Source organism: Actinomadura formosensis, from assembly GCF_050948385.1.
In the GTDB taxonomy this organism is placed as follows: Bacteria; Actinomycetota; Actinomycetes; order Streptosporangiales; family Streptosporangiaceae; genus Spirillospora; species Spirillospora formosensis.
In genome coordinates, this window is sequence record NZ_CP192011.1 from 2,064,894 (window position 1) to 2,082,560 (window position 17,667).

Consider the following 17,667-nt stretch of genomic DNA (forward strand, 5'->3'; position numbering starts at 1 on the left):
ATGGCCATCGTGCTCGGATCCAACCGCTACGGGAAGGCGGAGACCCGCCTCGTCCGCGTCACCCGCGACGGCGGCACCCATCGGCTCAAGGACGTCAACGTCAGCATCTCCCTCTCGGGCGCGATGCGGGACGTGCACCTGACCGGCGACAACTCCGCCGTGCTGCCGACCGACACCCAGAAGAACACCGTGTTCGCGTTCGCGAAGAAGCACGGCATCGCGGCCATCGAGGATTTCGGGCTGCTGCTCGCCCGCCATTTCGTCGCGTCGCAGCCGGCGATCACCCATGCCCGCGTGGAGATCCACGAGTACGGCTGGAGGCGGATCGGCGGCGGACACTCGTTCGTCCGGGACGGCGGCGAGGTCAGGACGGCGCTCGTGCACGGTGACGCCGAAGCCGAGACGGTCGTCTCCGGCCTCGCCGATCTGGTCGTCCTCAACTCGACCGGCAGCGAATTCCACGGGTTCGCCCGGGACGAGTACACGACCCTGGAACCGGCCGACGACCGCGTTCTCGCCACGGCGGTGACCGCCCGATGGCGGCACCGGGACACGAACGCGGCATGGGACGCCTCGTACGCCGCCGCCCGCGACGCGCTGCTCAAGGCGTTCGCCGAGACGCACAGCCTGTCCCTCCAGCAGACGCTCTACCAGATGGGACGCCGCGTCCTTGAGGGCCGGCACGGCATCTGCGAGATCAGGCTGTCGCTGCCCAACAAGCACCACTTCCTGGTCGATCTGGAGCCGTTCGGCCTCAAGAACGACAACGAGGTCTACTTCGCGGCGGACCGCCCGTACGGGCTCATCGAGGGCACCGTGCGCACCGACGACGCCCCGGACGCCCCGTCCGCCTGGAACTGAGGAACCCGAGCCATGGACTTCCTGCGACCGCCGACCTGGCAGGACGCGCTCGCCGCCAAGGCACAGCGGCCGGGCGCGCGGCCCGTCCAGGGCGGCACCGACGTCATGGTCGAGATCAACTTCGGCGTGGACCGGCCGGACGCGCTGCTCGACCTGTCCGGCATCCCCGCGCTGGCCGAATGGGACAGGGCGGACGGACGGCTCCGCGTCGGCGCCGGCGTTCCCTACGCGCGGCTGATCACCGAACTGGGCGGGCGGCTGCCGGGGCTCGCGCAGGCGTCCCGGACGGTCGGATCGCCGCAGATCCGCAACCGGGGCACGGTCGGCGGCAATCTCGGCGCCGCCTCGCCCGCCGGGGACGCCCATCCGCCGCTGCTGGCCGGGGACGCGGTCATCGAGGCCGAGTCGGCGGCGCGCGGCGTCCGGATGATCCCGGTGATCGAGTTCTTCACCGGCGTGAAGAAGAACGCGCTGCGCCCGGACGAACTGATCCGCGCGTTCTGGACGGCCCCCGCGTCCGGCCCCCAGTACTTCTCCAAGATCGGCACCCGGAACGCGATGGTGATCGCCGTCTGCTCGTTCGCGCTCGCCCTCCATCCCGGGGAGCGCCGCGTCGGCACCGGCATCGGTTCGGCCGCGCCGACCCCGCGCCGCGCCACCGAGGCCGAGACGTTCCTGTCCCGCGAACTCGACTGGGACGGCCGCCGCCCCCTCGGCGACGCGGCCGTGCGGCGCTTCGGCGAGCTGGTGCGGGACGCCGCGTCCCCGATCGACGACGTCCGCGGGACGGGCGGCTACCGCAGGCACGCGCTGGCGGTGATGGCGCGCCGCACGCTCACCTGGGCCTGGGACGACCACAGAGCGGAAGCACCCGGAAGGAGGGCCTCCTGATGCGCGTGAACGTGACCGTCAACGGGTCCGCGGAGGCCGTGGACGACGTCTGGGAGGGCGAGAGCCTCCTTTGCCTGCTGCGCGAGCGGATGGGCCTGCCCGGCTCGAAGAACGCCTGTGAACAGGGGGAGTGCGGCTCCTGCACCGTCTACCTGGACGGTGTGCCGGTGTGCGCGTGCCTGGTCGCGGCCGGGCAGGCGGAGGGGCGGGAGGTCGTCACCGTCGAGGGCCTGGCCGCGGGCTCGCCCGGCGAAGAGCGGCTCGACCCCGTCCAGCGGGCGTTCGTGGCGGCGGGCGCCGTCCAGTGCGGGTTCTGCACGCCCGGCCTGATCGTGCAGTCGCACGACCTGCTCACCCGGAACCCGGCGCCGGCCGACGCCGAGATTCGCGAGGCGCTCGCCGGGAACCTGTGCCGCTGCACCGGCTACGAGAAGATCCTGGACGCGGTGCGTCTCGCGGCGAAACGGAAGGCCACGACATGATCATCGAGAACGCCCACGTCGTCACCGTCTCCGGCGACGAGTACCCCGGCGGCCACATCGTGATCGAAGGCGACCGCATCACGGCCGTCGGCCCGGGGAAGGCCACCGCGCGCGATCCCGAACGCATCGACGCGCGGGGCTGCCTCGCCACCCCCGGCCTGATCAACACCCACCACCACCTCTACCAGTGGGCGAGCCAGGGCATGGTCACCGACGGCACGCTCTTCGAGTGGCTGACCACCCTCTACAAGCCCTGGTCGAAGATGGACGCCGAAGTGGTGGCGGGCGCGGCCACCGCCGGGCTCGGATGGCTCGCCAAGTCGGGCTGCACGACCTCCACCGACCACCACTACCTGTTCCCGAAGGGCCGCGGCGACCTGTTCGCGGCGGAGATCGAGGCGGCGCGGGAGATCGGCGTCCGGTTCCACCCGTGCCGGGGGTCGATGGACCGGGGCGAGTCGCAGGGCGGGCTGCCGCCGGACGAGGTCGTCGAGGACCTCGGCACGATCCTCGCCGAGACCGAGGCCGCGATCGACCGGTACCACGACCCGTCGCCCGGCTCCATGCTGCGCGTCGCCGTCGCCCCCTGCTCGCCGTTCTCGGTCACCCGCGAACTGCTCACCGAGTCGGCGCGGCTGGCGCGCGACAAGGGCGTCCGCCTGCACACCCACCTCGCCGAGACGCTGGACGAGGAGGAGCACACGCGGGAGCAGTTCGGCATGACGCCGGCCGAGTACATGGACTCGATCGGCTGGCTCGGCCCCGACGTGTGGCTCGCGCACTGCGTCCACCTGCACGACACCGACGTGAAGCGGCTCGCCGAGACCCGCACCGGCACCGCGCACTGCCCGAGTTCGAACGCGCGGCTCGGCGCCGGGATCGCGCGCGTGTCGCACCTGCTGGCGGCGGGCGCGGCGGTCGGGCTCGGCGTGGACGGGGCGGCGTCGGCGGAACTCGTCCCGCTCGCCGGGGAACTGCGGCAGGCCCTCTACATGCAGCGCGCCCGCTACGGCCCGGCCGCGCTGACCGCCCGGCAGGCGCTGGAGATGGCGACGCTCGGCGGGGCCCGCTGCCTCGGCCGCGAGGACGAGATCGGCTCCCTCGAACCCGGCAGGCTCGCCGACATCGCGCTGTGGCGGATGGACGGCTTCCGCGCCGCGATCGACGACCCGGTCGTGGCGTTCGCGTTCGGGCCGACACCGCCGCTGCACCGCCTCCTCGTCGGCGGCCGCACCGTCGTGGACGCCGACACGCTCGTCACCGTCCCGCAGGACGAGGCCGGACGGCGCGGTGCCGACGCCCATCGCCGCCTCATGCGCCTCGCGCGGGAGGTGCTCTGATGGCCTCGCCGGTGCGGAGCCCGGGCCAGGTGGCCGCGCCCGGAATCGGCGGGGTCGGAGAGAGCCCGCTCCGGCCGGACGGGACGCTCAAGGTCGCGGGCGAGTTCGCCTACGCCTCCGACCTGTGGATGGAGGGGATGCTCTGGGGCGCGACGCTGCGCAGCCCGCACCCCCGCGCGCTGATCCGGTCGATCGGCGTCGGGCCGGCGCTCGCGCTGCCCGGCGTCCAGGCCGTCCTCACCCACGAGGACGTGCCGGGCCGCAAGATGTTCGGCATCGACCACACCGAGGACCAGCCCGTCCTCGCGATCGACCAGGTCAGGTACCAGGGCGAGCCGGTCGCGCTGGTCGCCGCCGACCATCCGGAGACGGCGCGGCGCGCGCTGGCGGAGATCGCCGTCGACTACGAGGTGCTGGAGCCGATCACCGATCCGCGCGCCGTGATCGCCGACCCGGAGCGGCTGAAGGTCCAGGACCGGGGCGGCATCACCCGGTACCAGCCCGTCCGGGTCGGGGACGTGGACGCGGCGAAGGCCGAGGCCGACGTGGTCGTTTCGGGCGAGTACGAGGTCGGCATGCAGGACCAGGCGTTCCTCGGGCCCGAGGCCGGCCTGGCGGTCCCGGCCGAGGACGGCGGCCTCGACCTGTACGTCTCCACGCAGTGGATCCACAACGACCTCAGGCAGATCGCGCCCTGCCTCGGCCTCGCCGAGGACCGGATCCACATGACGCTGGCGGGCGTCGGCGGCGCGTTCGGCGGACGCGAGGACCTGTCGATGCAGATCCACGCCGGGATGCTCGCGATGCGCACCGGCAGGCCGGTGAAGATGACCTACAACCGGCACGAGTCGTTCTTCGGGCACGTCCACCGGCATCCCGCCCGGATGCGCTACGAGTACGGCGCCACGTCGGACGGCAGGCTCCGCTACGCCGACGTCGAGATCATCCTGGACGGCGGCGCGTACACCTCGTCCACCATGAACGTGGTCGGCAACGCGGCCTCGCTCGGCGTCGGACCCTACGAGATCCCCGACATCCGGATCGACGGGTACGGCGTCTACACGAACAACCCGCCGTGCGGGGCGATGCGCGGGTTCGGCGCCGTCCAGGCGTGCTTCGCCTACGAGTCGATGATGGACAGGCTGGGCGCCGCCTGCGGGCTCGGCCCGGTCGAGATCCGCCGCCGCAACGCCGTCTCCCAGGGGTCGAGGCTCGCGACGGGCCAGGTCATCGAGTCTCCGGCGCCGCTCGCGGAGATGCTGACGCGGCTTGAGGCGATGCCGATGCCGGATGAAGCGGATTCCACCGATATCCGGAACCTTCCGGGCGGGGTGGCGCAGACGACGCACGGCGAGGGCGTGGTGCGCGGCGTCGGCTACGGGGTCGGGATCAAGAACATCTGCTTCTCCGAGGGCTTCGACGACATGTCCACGGCCCGGGTCCGGCTGGAGGTCATCGGCGGCGAGGCGACCGCGCTCGTCCACACGGCGGCGGCCGAGGTCGGGCAGGGGCTGGTCACCGTCCAGGCGCAGATCGCGCGGACGGAACTGGGCGTCCAGAAGGTCACCATCGCCCCGGCGGACAACGGGGTCGGCGATGCCGGCTCCTCCAGCGCGTCCCGCCAGTCGTACATGACGGGCGGCGCGGTGAAGGCGGCCTGCGAGGCGGTGCGGGCACGGCTGCTCGCGCTCGCCGGGCGGCTGCTCGGGCGCGGCGGCCTGAACGTCGCCGGCGGGAAGATCGTGTCGCCGGCGGACGGGGTGCTCGCCGCGATCGAGGACGTCCTCGGCGACGCCGTCATCGAGGAGACCCGCGAGTACCATCACCGGCCGACGACGCCGATGGACCCGGTCACCGGGCAGGGCCGCAGCCACACCCAGCTCGCGCTGTGCGTCCACCGGGCCGTCGTCGACGTGGACGTGGACCTCGGCCTCGTCAAGGTCGTCGAGATGGCCGCCGTCCAGGACGTCGGCAGGATCCTCAACCGGCTGTCGCTGGAGGGCCAGATCCACGGCGGCTCCGCGCAGGGCCTCGGGCTCGCCCTGATGGAGGAGATCGTCGTGCGGGACGGCCTCGTCCGGAACCCGTCCTTCACCGACTACCTGATCCCCACCATCCTCGACATGCCGCCCATGCGGCTCGACATCCTGGAGAATCCCGACCCGGCGGCACCGTACGGGCTGCGCGGGGCGGGGGAGCCGCCGACGCTGTCGTCCACGCCCGCCATCGTCGCCGCGATCCGGGACGCGACGGGCCGCCCGCTCACCCGCGTCCCGGTCCGGCCGGAGCACATCGTCCAGGGAACCCCGTGAGCCGCGTGGACGACCTCCTGATCCGGTCGCGCCGGGCCGTGCTGCCGGACGGCGAACGCCCCGCCGCCGTCGCCGTCCGGGACGGCCGGATCACCGCGATCGCGGACCACTCGGCCGCCGTGCCGGCCGCCGCCTCGGTCGATCTCGGCGACGTCGCGCTGCTGCCCGGACTCGTCGACACCCACGTCCACATCAACGAGCCGGGCCGGACGCGGTGGGAGGGCTTCGCCACCGCGACCCGCGCCGCCGCGGCGGGCGGCGTCACCGCGCTCATCGACATGCCCCTCAACTCGCTGCCGCCGACCACCGGCCCGGACGCGCTGGCCGTCAAGCGCGAGGCCGCCGAGGGCGCCTGCGCGGTGGACGTCGGGTTCTGGGGCGGGGCCGTCCCGGGCAACGCCGCCTCTCTGCGGCCCCTGTACGACCTCGGTGTCTTCGGGTTTAAGTGCTTCATGTCCGACTCGGGCGTCCCGGAGTTCCCGCCGCTGTCCGGCGAGCAGATGCGGGCCGCGTTCGCCGCGATCGCCTCGTTCGGCGGGCTGGTCATCGTCCATGCCGAGGACCCGGCCGCGCTGAGCCCGCCGGCCGGCGGCCGGTACCCGGAGTTCCTCGCCTCGCGGCCCCCGTCCGCGGAGCGCCGGGCCGTGCAGCGGGTCGTCCGGCTGGCGGAGGAGACGGGGGCGCGCGCCCACATCCCGCACCTGTCCGCCGCCGACTGCCTGGACGTCCTCGCCGAGGCCCAGGCCGGCGGCGTCCCCGTGACCGCCGAGACCTGCCCCCACTACCTGGCGCTCACCGCGCGGGACGCCCGGACCCCGGCGTTCAAATGCTGTCCGCCCATCCGCGACGACGCCAATCGCGAGTCGCTCTGGCAGGGCCTCGCGGGCGGCGTCATCTCGTGCGTCGTCACCGACCACTCGCCCTGCACACCCGAACTGAAGCGCGGCGACTTCGCGACCGCGTGGGGCGGCATCTCGTCCCTCCAGCTGGGGCTGCCCGTGGTGTGGACGGCCGCACGCGAGCGCGGGCACGGCCTGCACGAGGTCGTCCGCTGGATGTCGGAGGCGCCCGCCGCCCTCGCCGGCGTCCCCCGGAAGGGCGGCATCGCCGTCGGCAACGATGCCGACCTCGTCGCCTTCGCCGCCGACGAGACCTTCACCGTCGACCCGGCGGCCCTACACCACCGCCATCCCATCACCCCCTACGCGGGCCGGACGCTGACGGGGGTCGTCCGGGCCACCTGGCTTCGGGGGACGCCGGCCGGGGACGGGGCCGGCGGGCGCCTGCTCGGCCGGGAGGCGAGATGACCGCGTTCACGTCCCTGCCCGACCTGGCCGTCCGCACGCTCGGCGGATCGGTCATCGCGGCGAGCGACGAGTCGTTCGCCGAGAAGGAGAACCTGATCAACCCGTGGGCGCCGGCGTTCACGCCGGAGACCTTCGGGCCGAAGGGCCAGGTGTACGACGGCTGGGAGACGGCCCGGCGCCGCGGCGGCGGCCACGACTGGGCGCTGGTCAGGCTCGGCCTGCCCGGCGTCATCCGCGGCATCGTGATCGACACGGCCTGGTTCAAGGGCAACTACCCGCCGCGGGCGTCGGTCGAGGCGTGCGCCGTGGACGGCTACCCGTCCGGCCTCTCCGATGCGGGCTGGGTGGAGATCGTGCCGGAGAGCCCCCTCAGCGGGGACACGGTGCACGCCTTCCCGGTGCGGATGGAGCGCCTGTTCACGCACGTCCGGCTGAACATGTTCCCGGACGGCGGCATCGCCCGGCTTCGCGTCCACGGCGAGGTGGTCCCCGACCCCCGCCTGCTGACGGGGCTGACCGTCGACCTCGCGGCGCTGGCGAACGGCGCCCGCGTCACCGAGTGCTCGGACATGTTCTACTCCTCGCCCGACAACATGCTGTACCCCGGCCTCGCCCGCACTCAGGCGGAGGGCTGGGAGACGGCCCGCCGCCGCGACGGCGGCCACGACTGGGCCGTGATCCGGCTCGCGGCACCCGGCGTCATCCGGCTCGCCGAGATCGACACCACGAACCTGAAGTTCAACGCGCCCGGCGCCGCCGTGCTGCGGGGCCGCGACGCCCGCGCCGCCGCGCCGTCCACCTGGCGGCCCCTGCTGCCGAGAACGGACCTCCTGCCCGACACCCCGCACCGGTTCCGCCTCACGACACCCGAGGTCACGCACGTCCGGCTCGACATCCATCCGGACGGCGGCATCGCCCGGCTCCGCCTCCTCGGCGACCTGACCCCCGGGGGAGAGCGGGATCTCGCCGCTCGCTGGAACGCCCTCACGCGGCATTAACGGTACGCGCCGGCCGTCCGGCCGGCACGCCCATAATGAGGTGTGCGGAGACTGCGGGGCCGGGTGCGGCGGACGATCCGGAGGATCGCCCGCGGTGTCCGGGCCGCGCACCGCGGCCGGGTGCCCTTCTAGGCCCGGACCCGTGAGCGCGGGGTTCGCCGGGCTCCCCTTCTTTGCGGAAACGTCCAAATGTACGTACATTAAGGCCCGGTGGACAGGGGAAGAGGGGGATGCATGGGGGCTCAGCCCGTGGACCGGTCCAGCGCGCTGCCGCTGTGGGCGCAGCTCCAGGCCGACCTGGTACGGCGTCTGGAGGGCGGGGAGTTCCAGCGCGCGTTCCCCGGCGAGCACGCGCTCGTCGCCGAGTACGGCGTGAGCCGGCACACCGTCCGGGAAGCGCTGCGGCGGCTGCGCGCCGACGGCGTGGTGGTCGCCGAGCGCGGGCGCGCGCCCCGGCTCGCCGAACCGGCCGAGATCGAGCAGCCCCTCGGCGCCCTCTACAGCCTGTTCGCGTCCGTGGAGGCCGCCGGGCAGCGGCAGCGCAGCATCGTGCGCGCCCTCGACGTCCGGGCGGACGGGGTCGTCTCCTCCCGGCTCGGGTTGGAGGAGTCCACGCCGCTGCTGCATCTGGAGCGCCTCCGCCTCGCCGACGAGGAACCGCTCGCACTCGACCGGGTGTGGCTGCCCGCCGACGTCGCCGCGCCGCTGCTGGCCGCCGACTTCGCGCACACCGGCCTGTACGGCGAGCTCATGGCCCGCTGCGGCATCCGGCCGACCGGCGGGCACGAGCGCATCCGCGCGGTCGTCCCGACCGACGCCGAACGCGAGCTGCTCGCCGTCGAGCCCGGTGTCGCCGCGTTCGCCATCGACCGGCTCGCCTCGCACGGCCGCCGCCCGCTGGAGTGGAGGCGCACCCTCGTGCGGGGTGACCGGTTCGCCGTGCTCGCCCAGTTCTCCGCGCGGGCCGGGTACGAGCTCAGCGTCGCCGCCGAGCCGGCGGTCCGCAAACGCGGCGCCCGCCGTGCTCGTCCCGCCGCGGCCGGCCGCCGCGCATGACGCTCGTCCTGGCACTCGTCCTGGGGCTGCTGATCGGAGGCGTGCTCGGCGCGCTCGGCGGCGGCGGCGCCATCCTCACCGTCCCGCTCCTGGTGTACGTCCTGGGCCAGGACGCCCGGGCCGCCACCGCCGCCAGCCTGATCATCGTGGGGCTCACCGCGGTGGCCGGAACCGCCGGCCATGCCCGGGCCGGACGCGTCCGCTGGGGCACCGGGGTGGTGTTCGGATCCGTCGGGGCCGTCGCGGCCATCGCCGGGACGGCGGTGAACCGGCTGCTGAACCCCGACCTGCTCATGCTCGGCTTCGCCGTGCTGATGGGCGTCGCGGCGACCGGAATGCTGCTGCGGGCCGCGCCGGAGGAGCAGACCCCGCCCGACGGGCCGCGCTCGGTCGTTCCCGGCGGCATCCTCGCGGGCCTGGGGGTGGGGTTCCTCACCGGCCTGTTCGGCGTCGGGGGCGGGTTCGTGATCGTCCCGGCGCTGGTGCTGGCGCTGCGGATGCGGATGCCCGCGGCGGTCGGCACCTCGCTGCTGGTCGTCGCGATCAACTCGGCCGCCTCGCTGGCCGCGCGCGGCGGCGGCCCCGGCCTCGACTGGGCGGTGGTGCTGCCGTTCACGGCCGCCGCCGTGGCCGGCGCGCTCGCCGGCGGCAAGGTCGCCGAACGGCTGCCCACCGCGCTGCTCACCCGCGCCTTCGCGGTCCTGCTGCTCGCCGTCGGCGGCTGTGTCGCCGTGACCAGCGCGGCCGCGCTGGGCTGAGGCGTCCCCGGCGGGCCGGGGACGCCCCGGGGGTCAGGAGGTCTCGGCGGGGTCCTCTTCCAGGAGGTCGTCGAACTCGCCGTCCTTGACGCCGGCGATGAAGGCGTCCCACTCGGCCTCGGTGAAGTAGAGGATCGGCCCCTCGGGGTTCTTGGCGTCGCGCATCACGACGGCCCTCTCACCGAAGTCCTTGTGCTGGACGGGGACGTCCTTGCCATCGATGAACTCGATGATGACCCCGTCGCTGAGGATCGGTTCCTGCTCGCTCACTGGCACACCTTCTCATCCTGGCTCTGGACGGCTTCGTCCCGGCTCCGGTAGGGGTCCAAGGCTAGTGGGGAAGGCGACCTCGGCACACGGGAAACCCTGTCCCGTCAGGTGTCGATGAGCAGACGGGCGGCGGAGATCTCCAGCCGGGACTGGATCTCCTCGGCGGTGGCGTTGCCGCGCAGCATCTCGATCATCTCCATGGTCCAGATGCCCGACAGCGCGCGGGCCACGAGCCGGCGCGGGTCGTCGGCGGGGATCTCCTCCGGCGGGCCGGACGCCGCGCGCAGCAGCAGCTCGCTCATCCGCTCGCCGAAGTCGGTCTTGACGTCCGACAGCAGCAGCGAGCGGATCAGCGCCTCGGCCAGTTCCGGCTCGCGCATCAGCCCGCGGGTGGCGCGCATCAGCACCTCCACCGCGCGCTCGGGCGCGGTGCCGGCCCGTGGCGGGCGGCGCTCGATGCTGCCTTCGAGGAGGTCGAGCTCCTCGCTGACGACGGCGACGACCAGGTCCATCTTGGAGGGGAAGTAGCGGTAGAGGGTGCCGAGCGCGACCCCGGCCCGCTCGGAGACGGTGCGCATCTGCATCGCCTCGATACCGCCGCGCGACGCCAGCGCGGCGGCCGCCTGCACGATACGCTTGCGCCGCTGGTGCTGACTGCGGGAGCGCACGCCCTGCCCGGCCGCCTGTCCCGCCGGCCGACCCGGGGTCTCCTCCCCGGTCACTGCCCGCTCTGCGGTCACGGTCGTCATCCCTTCTGGCGCGGGCTCGGCCGCCCGACGTGTCCCCGCAAGCCTACAGCCCTCGCAAGAACGTGTTATCTGATTGAGCCCCACCGGTTCCTTTGTCAGGGGCGCAGAGTGCCCGATCGGCCCTGCCACACCAGGGTAACCGGCCGACCTTGGGAACGATCAGACCTCTGGACACTTACTAGAATCTGTTCTACTTTTTCGCCGTGGGTGCGTCCGGGAGAGGCGCATGGCAAGCGTGCCGGGTTCGGGCGGCGCGGCCGGCTGCACCTCCTGGAAGGGAGCGGATGAGTGGACTTCAACCTCGACGAGACCCAGCAAGAGATCAAGGGCCTCGTGGCGGACGTGCTCGGGCGCGAGGCCACGCGGGAGCGGCTGGAGGCGTTCGAGAAGAGCGCCACCCGCCCGGCCGGGGAGCGCGGTGAGCCGTCCTCCCGCAGTGGCCCGCCCTACGACGAGGCGACCTGGAAGGCGCTCGCCCAGGCGGGGCTGCTCGGCCTCGTCCTGCCCGAGGACGTGGGCGGCGCCGGGCTCGGGCCCGTCGAACTGGCGCTGCTCCTGCGGGAGATCGGGCTTCATGTCGCGCCCGTCCCGGCGCACGCGTCACTGGCGCTCGCGGCCGTCCCGATCGCGCGGCACGGGACGGCGGAGCAGCGCGCCCTGCTGGCCCCGCTGGCCGAGGGCGCGACGATCCTGACCGGTGCGTACCGCGAGCCCGGCCCGGCCGGGGAGATCACCGCGACCGCCCGGAGGGACGGCGACGGCTATGTCCTGAACGGTGTGAAGACGTTCGTCCCGTACGCGCGGGAGGCGTCGCTGATCCTCGTCCCGGCCCGCGTCGAGGGCGCGGGCGTCGGGGTCTTCCTCATCGAGCCCGCCGCCGCGGCGATCACCGGGCAGCCGTCGGCGACGAGCGAGCCGCTGTCGCGCGTCGCGCTCGACGGCGTCCGGGCCGGCTCCGACGCCCTGCTCGGCGGCGCGGCGGACGGTGCCGCCTGGGACACGCTGCGCCGCTCCGCCGTCGCGGGCGCGGTCGCGATCTCGTCCGGCGTCATCGAGGGCGCGCTGGAACTGACCAAGGAGTACACCAGGACCCGCGAGCAGTTCGACCGGGCGCTCGCGCAGTTCCAGGCGGTCACGATGCAGATCAGTGACGTCTACATCGCCAAACGCGCGCTGGACGTCGCCGTCTGGGCGGGGGTGTGGCGGCTCGCGCAGGGCGCGGACGACGCCGAAGAGGTCCTCACGGTCGCCGCCTACAACGCGTGCGATCCCGTCATCAAGGCCCTCTACACATGCCAGCACCTGCACGGCGGCATCGGCCTGGACGTGACCTACCCGCTGCACCGCTACTTCGCCTGGGGCAGGCACTGCGCGCATCTGCTCGGCGGCGCGGACGACCGGCTCGACGCGCTCGGCGCGCTCATCGCGAGCGGAGGTGCCGGTTGACGGGGGACGGCGGGCGGGGAAAGAGAAGGGAGCCTGAATGTTCATCGACCTGACCGGCGAGCAGAAGAGACTCCGCGCCGAACTGCGCGAGTACTTCGAGAACTGCCTGACCGCCGAGCAGCGCGCCGCGATCGCGGCCGACCCGTTCGGCCCCGCGTACCTGGAGCACTGCAGGCGGCTCGGCCGCGACGGGATGCTCGGCGTCGCGCTGCCGAAGGAGTACGGCGGCCGCGGCTACGGCCCGGTCGAGCAGACGATCTTCGCGAACGAGATCGCCCGCGCCGAGGTCACCTATCCGCTGATCACGCTGAACTCCGTGGCGCCGACGATCCTGCAGTACGGGACGGACGCGCACAAGGAGTTCTTCATCCCGCGCATCCTCGCCGGGGAGTGCCACTTCGCGATCGGCTACAGCGAGCCGGGCGCCGGCACCGACCTCGCCGCACTGCGCACCACCGCGGTGAGGGACGGCGACCACTACGTCGTGAACGGGCAGAAGATCTTCACCTCCGGCGCGCACCACGCCGACTACGTGTGGCTCGCGGCCCGCACCGACCCGTCCGCGAAGAAGCACAAGGGCATCTCGATGCTCATCGTCGACTGCAGGGACCCGGGATTCTCCTGGACGCCGATCATTACGATGGACGGCGCCCACCACACCAACTCGACGTACTTCCAGGACGTCCGGGTCCCGGCCGACATGCTGATCGGCGGGGAGAACAAGGGCTGGGACCTCATCGTCAACCAGCTCAACCACGAGCGGGTCACGCTCGGCCCGGCCGGCAACATCGGGCACACCCGGCTGCGGTTCGAGCGCTGGGCGCGCGACACGGCCGGGCCGGACGGGCGGCCGCTCATCGAGGAGCCCGCCGTCCGCCGCGCGCTCGCCCGGGTACATGCCTACCTGCGCGTCAACGAGCTCCTCAACTGGCAGGTCGCGGCGAACCAGGACCTCGGCTGGCTCGGTGCGGCCGACGCCTCCGCCACGAAGATCTACGCCTCGGAGCGGATGCAGGACGTCGGCCGGATCGTCGGGGACGTCCTCGCCCGCTTCGGCGACCCGGGCGACCCGGACACGGCCGAGTTCATGGCGGCGCTCGACCGGCTGGCCAAGGGCGCGCTCGTGCTGACGTTCGGCGGCGGCGTCAACGAGATCCAGCGCGAGCTGATCGCGATGATCGGCCTCGGCCTGCCCCGCGCGCCCCGCTGACGGGCTGGTCCGCGGTCTTCTTGGGGCCGGCGCCGTGCGTGAACCCGGTCGAGTCGGCCGCGTCCCGCCGCGGCTCGCGCTGCGCCCGCAGCCGCGGCAGGGCGCGGCGCAGGTCGTCCAGGAACAGGTCGGCGAGGTCGTGGCCGAACCCGTTGCGGACCACGACCCGCAGGACGTCCAGGTCGGTGCGGTTCTCCGGGAACGTGTAGGCGGGGACGAGCCACCCGGACTCGCGCAGCATGGCGGAGACGTCGTAGACGCTGAAGTTGCGGGCGTCCTCCCGCACCCGGAACGCGAACACCGGCAGCTCGTCGCCGCCGGTCAGCGTCTCGAACGGGCCGAGCCGCCCGATCTCGGTGGCCAGCGCGGTGGCGACGTCCCGGCTCGTCCGCTGGACGCGGCGGTAGCCCTCGAAGCCGAGCCGCAGGAAGGTGTAGTACTGGGCGACGACCTGCGCGCCGGGACGGGAGAAGTTCAGTGCGAACGTCGGCATGTCGCCGCCGAGGTAGTTGACGTGGAAGACCAGGTCGTCCGGCAGCGCTTTCTCATCGCGCCACAGTGCCCAGCCGACACCCGGCATGACGAGGCCGTACTTGTGCCCGGAGGTGTTGATCGAGGCGACCCGCGGCAGCCGGAAGTCCCACAGCAGGTCCGGGTCGAGGAAGGGCGCGATCATCGCGCCGGACGCCCCGTCCACGTGCACGGGCACGTCCACGCCCGTCCGCCGCTCCAGATCGTCGAGCGCGGCCGTGATCTCGGCGACGGGCTCGTAGCTGCCGTCGAACGTGGACCCGAGCACCGCGACGACGCCGATCGTGTTCTCGTCGCACAGCTCGGCCGCCTCGCGTGCGCCGAGATGGTAGCGGTCGCCCTCCATCGGGACGTACCGGGGCTCGACCTCGAAGTAGTTCGCGAACTTCTCCCAGCAGACCTGCACGTTCACGCCCATGACGAGGTTGGGCCGGTCCGCCGGCTCGCCCGCCGCCAAGCGCCGCTGCCGCCAGCGGCGCTTGAGCGCCAGCCCGCCGAGCATCGCCGCCTCGCTGGACCCGGTCGTCGAGCAGCCCACCGCCCGGTGCGCATCCTCGGCGTGCCACAGCCGGGCGAGCATGTGCACGCAGCGCATCTCCAGCTCCGCGGTGTGCGGATACTCGTCCTTGTCGATCATGTTCTTCTCGGTGCACTCGGCCATCAGCCGCAGCGCCTGCGGCTCCGCCCACGTCGACACGAACGTCGCGAGGTTCAGCCGCGCGTTGCCGTCCAGCATCAGCTCGTCGTGGACGACCTGGTAGGCGACGTCCGGGTCGAGTTCGCCGGCGGGCAGCGTGTACCGGGGGATCGTCAGCGGCTCGCGGCTGAAGATCGGATTGATCCGCAGGTGGCGCCCGCCGTGCCCGTCGCGTCCGGCGTGGCGGGGATGCTTGAGGGCCATGGCGTCGCCTCCTCCCGTGCGGGGACGGGACGTCCCCCGACTCCGCACGGCGTACCCGCGCCGCCCGGCGGCACACCAGCGGCGTCCGGCGGCGCCGGACGCCGGGTCACCCGGCCGGGCGGACGGGTTCGTTGAGGCCGTTCTCCAGGATGGCGAACGCCTGGTCGACCGCCTCCGACAGCGTGGCGAACGTGCCGCCCATGCGGCGGGCGGCGTCGGCGGCGGCCTGGAAGGCGCAGGTCGCGGCGGCGGCGATGACGTGCGGGCGCAGGTCGGTGTCGGGGTCGAGGCCCATCCGCCGCGCGACGATCTCGGTCAGCATCGCCTGCTTGCGCTGTGCGTGCTCCAGGCTGCGCGCCATCAGGGCGGGGCTGTCGCCCATCATCGCCAGCATGCACTCGAAGCGCCGCGGGTCGAAGCCCAGTTCGCCGGCCTCGCAGGCGCGGGCGATCTCCACCACGGTGTGCCGCAGCGCCGTCATGATCGGCTCGTCGGCGGGGCGCGTGGCCAGCGCCGTCATCACGGCGCGGACCTGCTCCTCCTGGAAGGTGAGCGCGACCTCCTCTTTCGAGGCGAAGTAGCGGAAGAACGTGCGGGACGAGACGTCGACGGTGTCGGCGATCTCCTCGACGGTGGTGGCGTCGAACCCCTTCTCGGCGAAGAGGGTGAACGCGGCGTCGACGAGCGCCTCGCGGGTGCGCTGCTTCTTGCGTTCGCGCCTGCCCGGGGGCTGGGGTCCGGGACCGGGCGGGCCGGCCTCGGGGGCGGTCGCGGTCATGGGCGAAGTGTAACCAGCCGGTGAACCCACGCCAAGCGACAGTGAACGACTCTTGTCGTGAAATGAATCATGTCTTAGTGTGACCACAGGCAGTTGACGACAAGTGTCACGCCATGACATTTTGAAGCCCTGCCAAGCCGGAGGTCGAAGATGACTCATTCGCAGGGCGCCGGAACACTCGAACCCGGCCCCGTCAACGGCCCGCTGCGCGACCGGGCGCGCGGACGTCCCGCCAGACCGGGGCACGGGCATCCCTGGCTCACGCTCGTCGCCGTCGCGCTCGGCGTGATGATGGTCGGGCTGGACGCGACCGTCGTGTCCATCGCCAACCCCGCGATCGCCAAGGACCTCGGCGCGAGCCTGTCCGGCCTGCAGTGGGTGACGAACGCCTACCTGCTGGCGCTCGCGGTCACGCTGATCCCCGCCGGGAAGATCGCCGACCGTTTCGGGCGCAAGCGGACGTTCCTCGCCGGGGTGGTCGGGTTCGCCGTGTCGTCCCTGCTGATCGGGCTGTCCGGCGGGCTCGGCATGGTGATCTTCTGGCGCGTCGTGCAGGGGTTCGCGGGGGCGCTCCTGCAGCCCGCCAGCCTCGCCATCCTGCGCAACACGTTCCCCGCCGAGCGGCTCAACACCGCGATCGGCATCTGGGGCTCCACGGTCGGCATCTCCATCGCGGGCGGCCCGATCGTCGCCGGCCTGCTGGTCGAGAACGTCAACTGGGAGTCGGTGTTCTTCCTCAACGCCCCGCTGGGGCTGGTCGCGCTGCTCGCCGGGCTGTGGGTGATCCGCGAGTCGCGGGACGAGCAGGCGACCGGCTCGTTCGACCTGCCCGGCGTCGCGCTGCTCACCGGCGCGCTGTTCGCGCTGGTCTGGGGGCTCATCAAGGCCGGCGAGAACGGGTTCGGGGACGCCGTTCCGCTCGTGTCGTTCGCCGCGTCCGCCGTGCTGTTCGCCGCGTTCGTCGGGAACGAGCTGCGGGTGGAGCGCCCGCTGCTGCCGCTCGCCCTGTTCCGCTCGGTGTCGCTGTCGGCGGCGACCGGCCTCATCGTCCTCGGCTTCTTCGCGATGTTCGGGACGATCTTCTTCATCACCCTCTACCTGCAGCAGGTGCACGGGATGAGCCCGGTGGACGCCGGCGTCCGGATGCTGCCGATGACCGGTGTGTTCATCATCGCCTCCCCGATCGCGGGCACGCTGACCAGCCGGTTCGGGCCGCGGCTGCCGCTCGTCCTCGGGATGGCGTTCACCGCGACCGCGCTGTTCGGGCTGTCGCGGATCGGGGTGGAGGCGCCCTACGTCCAGCTCTGGCCGTGGTTCGTGCTGGTCGGCCTGGCGTTCGGGATGGTGATCGTCGCCGGGACGGAGGCGATCGTCGGCAACGCGCCCGCGCACCTCGCCGGTGTCGCGGGCGGACTGCAGCAGACGGCCGCGCAGGTCGGCGGCGTGCTCGGCACGTCGGTGCTGGGCGTGCTGCTGTCCACCAAGGTCGGGGACGTGCTGTTCGGCCGGCTGACCGGCGCGGGCGTTCCCGGGCCGGCCGCACACCGGCTGGAGGGCGCGGGCGGGCTCGTCTCGCAGGGCGTCGCGCCCGTCCCGCCCGGCACCCCGGACCGGGCCGCCGACGCCATCACCACCGGGAGCCACCTCGCGTTCATGGACGGTTTCCAGTCGTCCCTGAGCGTCGCGGCGGTGGTCGCGCTCGCCGCCATCGTCGCGGCCCTGCTGGTGCGGCGCGGCGGCACGCCGGCCGACGGCGCCGCGGCCGTCTGAGACCACC

16 protein-coding genes are annotated in these 17,667 nt (G+C 73.2%); 12 read left to right on the top strand and 4 right to left on the bottom strand.

Annotation, left to right across the window (positions count from 1 at the left end):
• The 9 genes from pucL (at nt 1) to ACQP1N_RS09790 (ending at nt 10,005) form a co-directional block, all read left to right on the top strand.
• A complete protein-coding gene (pucL, locus tag ACQP1N_RS09750; protein ID WP_433230570.1) occupies nt 1-861 on the top strand; it encodes a factor-independent urate hydroxylase in 861 nt (286 codons plus the stop codon).
• 12 nt (nt 862-873) lie between these two features.
• Nucleotides 874-1,752, top strand: a complete 879-nt coding sequence (locus tag ACQP1N_RS09755) for an FAD binding domain-containing protein (protein WP_067802244.1) — start codon at nt 874-876, stop codon at nt 1,750-1,752.
• Nucleotides 1,752-2,234, top strand: coding sequence for a (2Fe-2S)-binding protein (locus ACQP1N_RS09760; protein WP_067802241.1), 483 nt, complete (start codon nt 1,752-1,754; stop codon nt 2,232-2,234). The genes ACQP1N_RS09755 and ACQP1N_RS09760 overlap by 1 nt, the downstream gene beginning before the upstream one ends.
• On the top strand, nt 2,231-3,574 hold the full coding sequence (locus tag ACQP1N_RS09765; protein ID WP_174548883.1) for an 8-oxoguanine deaminase: 1,344 nt from the start codon (nt 2,231-2,233) through the stop codon (nt 3,572-3,574). The genes ACQP1N_RS09760 and ACQP1N_RS09765 overlap by 4 nt, the downstream gene beginning before the upstream one ends.
• Entirely contained in the window at nt 3,574-5,886 is a 2,313-nt protein-coding gene (gene pucD / locus ACQP1N_RS09770) for a xanthine dehydrogenase subunit D (RefSeq protein WP_433230575.1), read from the top strand. Before ACQP1N_RS09765 ends, pucD begins: the two co-directional genes overlap by 1 nt.
• Nucleotides 5,883-7,193 carry an allantoinase AllB gene (gene allB, locus ACQP1N_RS09775; protein ID WP_067802238.1) on the top strand — a complete coding sequence of 437 codons (1,311 nt, stop codon included), beginning with the start codon at nt 5,883-5,885 and terminating at the stop codon, nt 7,191-7,193. The genes pucD and allB overlap by 4 nt, the downstream gene beginning before the upstream one ends.
• A complete protein-coding gene (gene alc, locus ACQP1N_RS09780) occupies nt 7,190-8,191 on the top strand; it encodes an allantoicase (RefSeq protein ID WP_067802235.1) in 1,002 nt (333 codons plus the stop codon). Before allB ends, alc begins: the two co-directional genes overlap by 4 nt.
• 234 nt (nt 8,192-8,425) lie before the next feature.
• Nucleotides 8,426-9,247 carry a GntR family transcriptional regulator gene (locus tag ACQP1N_RS09785; protein ID WP_433230579.1) on the top strand — a complete coding sequence of 274 codons (822 nt, stop codon included), beginning with the start codon at nt 8,426-8,428 and terminating at the stop codon, nt 9,245-9,247.
• A complete protein-coding gene (locus tag ACQP1N_RS09790; RefSeq protein ID WP_067802230.1) occupies nt 9,244-10,005 on the top strand; it encodes a sulfite exporter TauE/SafE family protein in 762 nt (253 codons plus the stop codon). The genes ACQP1N_RS09785 and ACQP1N_RS09790 overlap by 4 nt, the downstream gene beginning before the upstream one ends.
• Before the next feature lie 33 nt (nt 10,006-10,038).
• On the opposite strand, the gene ACQP1N_RS09795 is transcribed toward ACQP1N_RS09790, so the two are convergent.
• Nucleotides 10,039-10,275, bottom strand: a complete 237-nt coding sequence (locus tag ACQP1N_RS09795) for a DUF397 domain-containing protein (RefSeq protein ID WP_067802229.1) — start codon at nt 10,273-10,275, stop codon at nt 10,039-10,041.
• A gap of 104 nt (nt 10,276-10,379) precedes the next feature.
• The gene (locus ACQP1N_RS09800; RefSeq protein WP_407642229.1) at nt 10,380-11,015 is read right to left on the bottom strand and encodes a TetR family transcriptional regulator; all 636 of its coding nucleotides are present in this window, start codon (nt 11,013-11,015) and stop codon (nt 10,380-10,382) included.
• Nucleotides 11,016-11,312: 297 nt separating this feature from the next.
• On the opposite strand from ACQP1N_RS09800, the gene ACQP1N_RS09805 reads away from it, so the two are divergent.
• Nucleotides 11,313-12,470 carry an acyl-CoA dehydrogenase family protein gene (locus ACQP1N_RS09805; RefSeq protein ID WP_433230583.1) on the top strand — a complete coding sequence of 386 codons (1,158 nt, stop codon included), beginning with the start codon at nt 11,313-11,315 and terminating at the stop codon, nt 12,468-12,470.
• Nucleotides 12,471-12,507: 37 nt separating this feature from the next.
• A complete protein-coding gene (locus tag ACQP1N_RS09810) occupies nt 12,508-13,680 on the top strand; it encodes an acyl-CoA dehydrogenase family protein (RefSeq protein ID WP_433230585.1) in 1,173 nt (390 codons plus the stop codon).
• On the opposite strand, the gene ACQP1N_RS09815 is transcribed toward ACQP1N_RS09810, so the two are convergent.
• Complete coding sequence (locus ACQP1N_RS09815; protein ID WP_433230588.1) at nt 13,616-15,112, bottom strand: glutamate decarboxylase; 1,497 nt, start codon at nt 15,110-15,112, stop codon at nt 13,616-13,618. The two genes, ACQP1N_RS09810 and ACQP1N_RS09815, sit on opposite strands and share 65 nt — an antisense overlap.
• Before the next feature lie 106 nt (nt 15,113-15,218).
• A complete protein-coding gene (locus tag ACQP1N_RS09820; RefSeq protein WP_067802217.1) occupies nt 15,219-15,890 on the bottom strand; it encodes a TetR family transcriptional regulator in 672 nt (223 codons plus the stop codon).
• A gap of 150 nt (nt 15,891-16,040) precedes the next feature.
• Here ACQP1N_RS09820 and ACQP1N_RS09825 point away from each other — a divergent pair, with 150 nt between their 5' ends.
• On the top strand, nt 16,041-17,660 hold the full coding sequence (locus ACQP1N_RS09825) for an MFS transporter (protein WP_433230591.1): 1,620 nt from the start codon (nt 16,041-16,043) through the stop codon (nt 17,658-17,660).
• The last annotated feature ends 7 nt before the right edge of the window (nt 17,661-17,667 follow it).

Coding starts and splice junctions, on each gene's coding strand:
- pucL (WP_433230570.1), top strand. CDS start 1: ATGGCCATCGTGCTCGGATCCAACCGCTACGGGAAGGCGGAGACCCGC.
- ACQP1N_RS09755 (WP_067802244.1), top strand. CDS start 874: ATGGACTTCCTGCGACCGCCGACCTGGCAGGACGCGCTCGCCGCCAAG.
- ACQP1N_RS09760 (WP_067802241.1), top strand. CDS start 1,752: ATGCGCGTGAACGTGACCGTCAACGGGTCCGCGGAGGCCGTGGACGAC.
- ACQP1N_RS09765 (WP_174548883.1), top strand. CDS start 2,231: ATGATCATCGAGAACGCCCACGTCGTCACCGTCTCCGGCGACGAGTAC.
- pucD (WP_433230575.1), top strand. CDS start 3,574: ATGGCCTCGCCGGTGCGGAGCCCGGGCCAGGTGGCCGCGCCCGGAATC.
- alc (WP_067802235.1), top strand. CDS start 7,190: ATGACCGCGTTCACGTCCCTGCCCGACCTGGCCGTCCGCACGCTCGGC.
- ACQP1N_RS09785 (WP_433230579.1), top strand. CDS start 8,426: ATGGGGGCTCAGCCCGTGGACCGGTCCAGCGCGCTGCCGCTGTGGGCG.
- ACQP1N_RS09790 (WP_067802230.1), top strand. CDS start 9,244: ATGACGCTCGTCCTGGCACTCGTCCTGGGGCTGCTGATCGGAGGCGTG.
- ACQP1N_RS09810 (WP_433230585.1), top strand. CDS start 12,508: ATGTTCATCGACCTGACCGGCGAGCAGAAGAGACTCCGCGCCGAACTG.
- ACQP1N_RS09815 (WP_433230588.1), bottom strand. CDS start 15,112: ATGGCCCTCAAGCATCCCCGCCACGCCGGACGCGACGGGCACGGCGGG.
- ACQP1N_RS09820 (WP_067802217.1), bottom strand. CDS start 15,890: ATGACCGCGACCGCCCCCGAGGCCGGCCCGCCCGGTCCCGGACCCCAG.
- ACQP1N_RS09825 (WP_433230591.1), top strand. CDS start 16,041: ATGACTCATTCGCAGGGCGCCGGAACACTCGAACCCGGCCCCGTCAAC.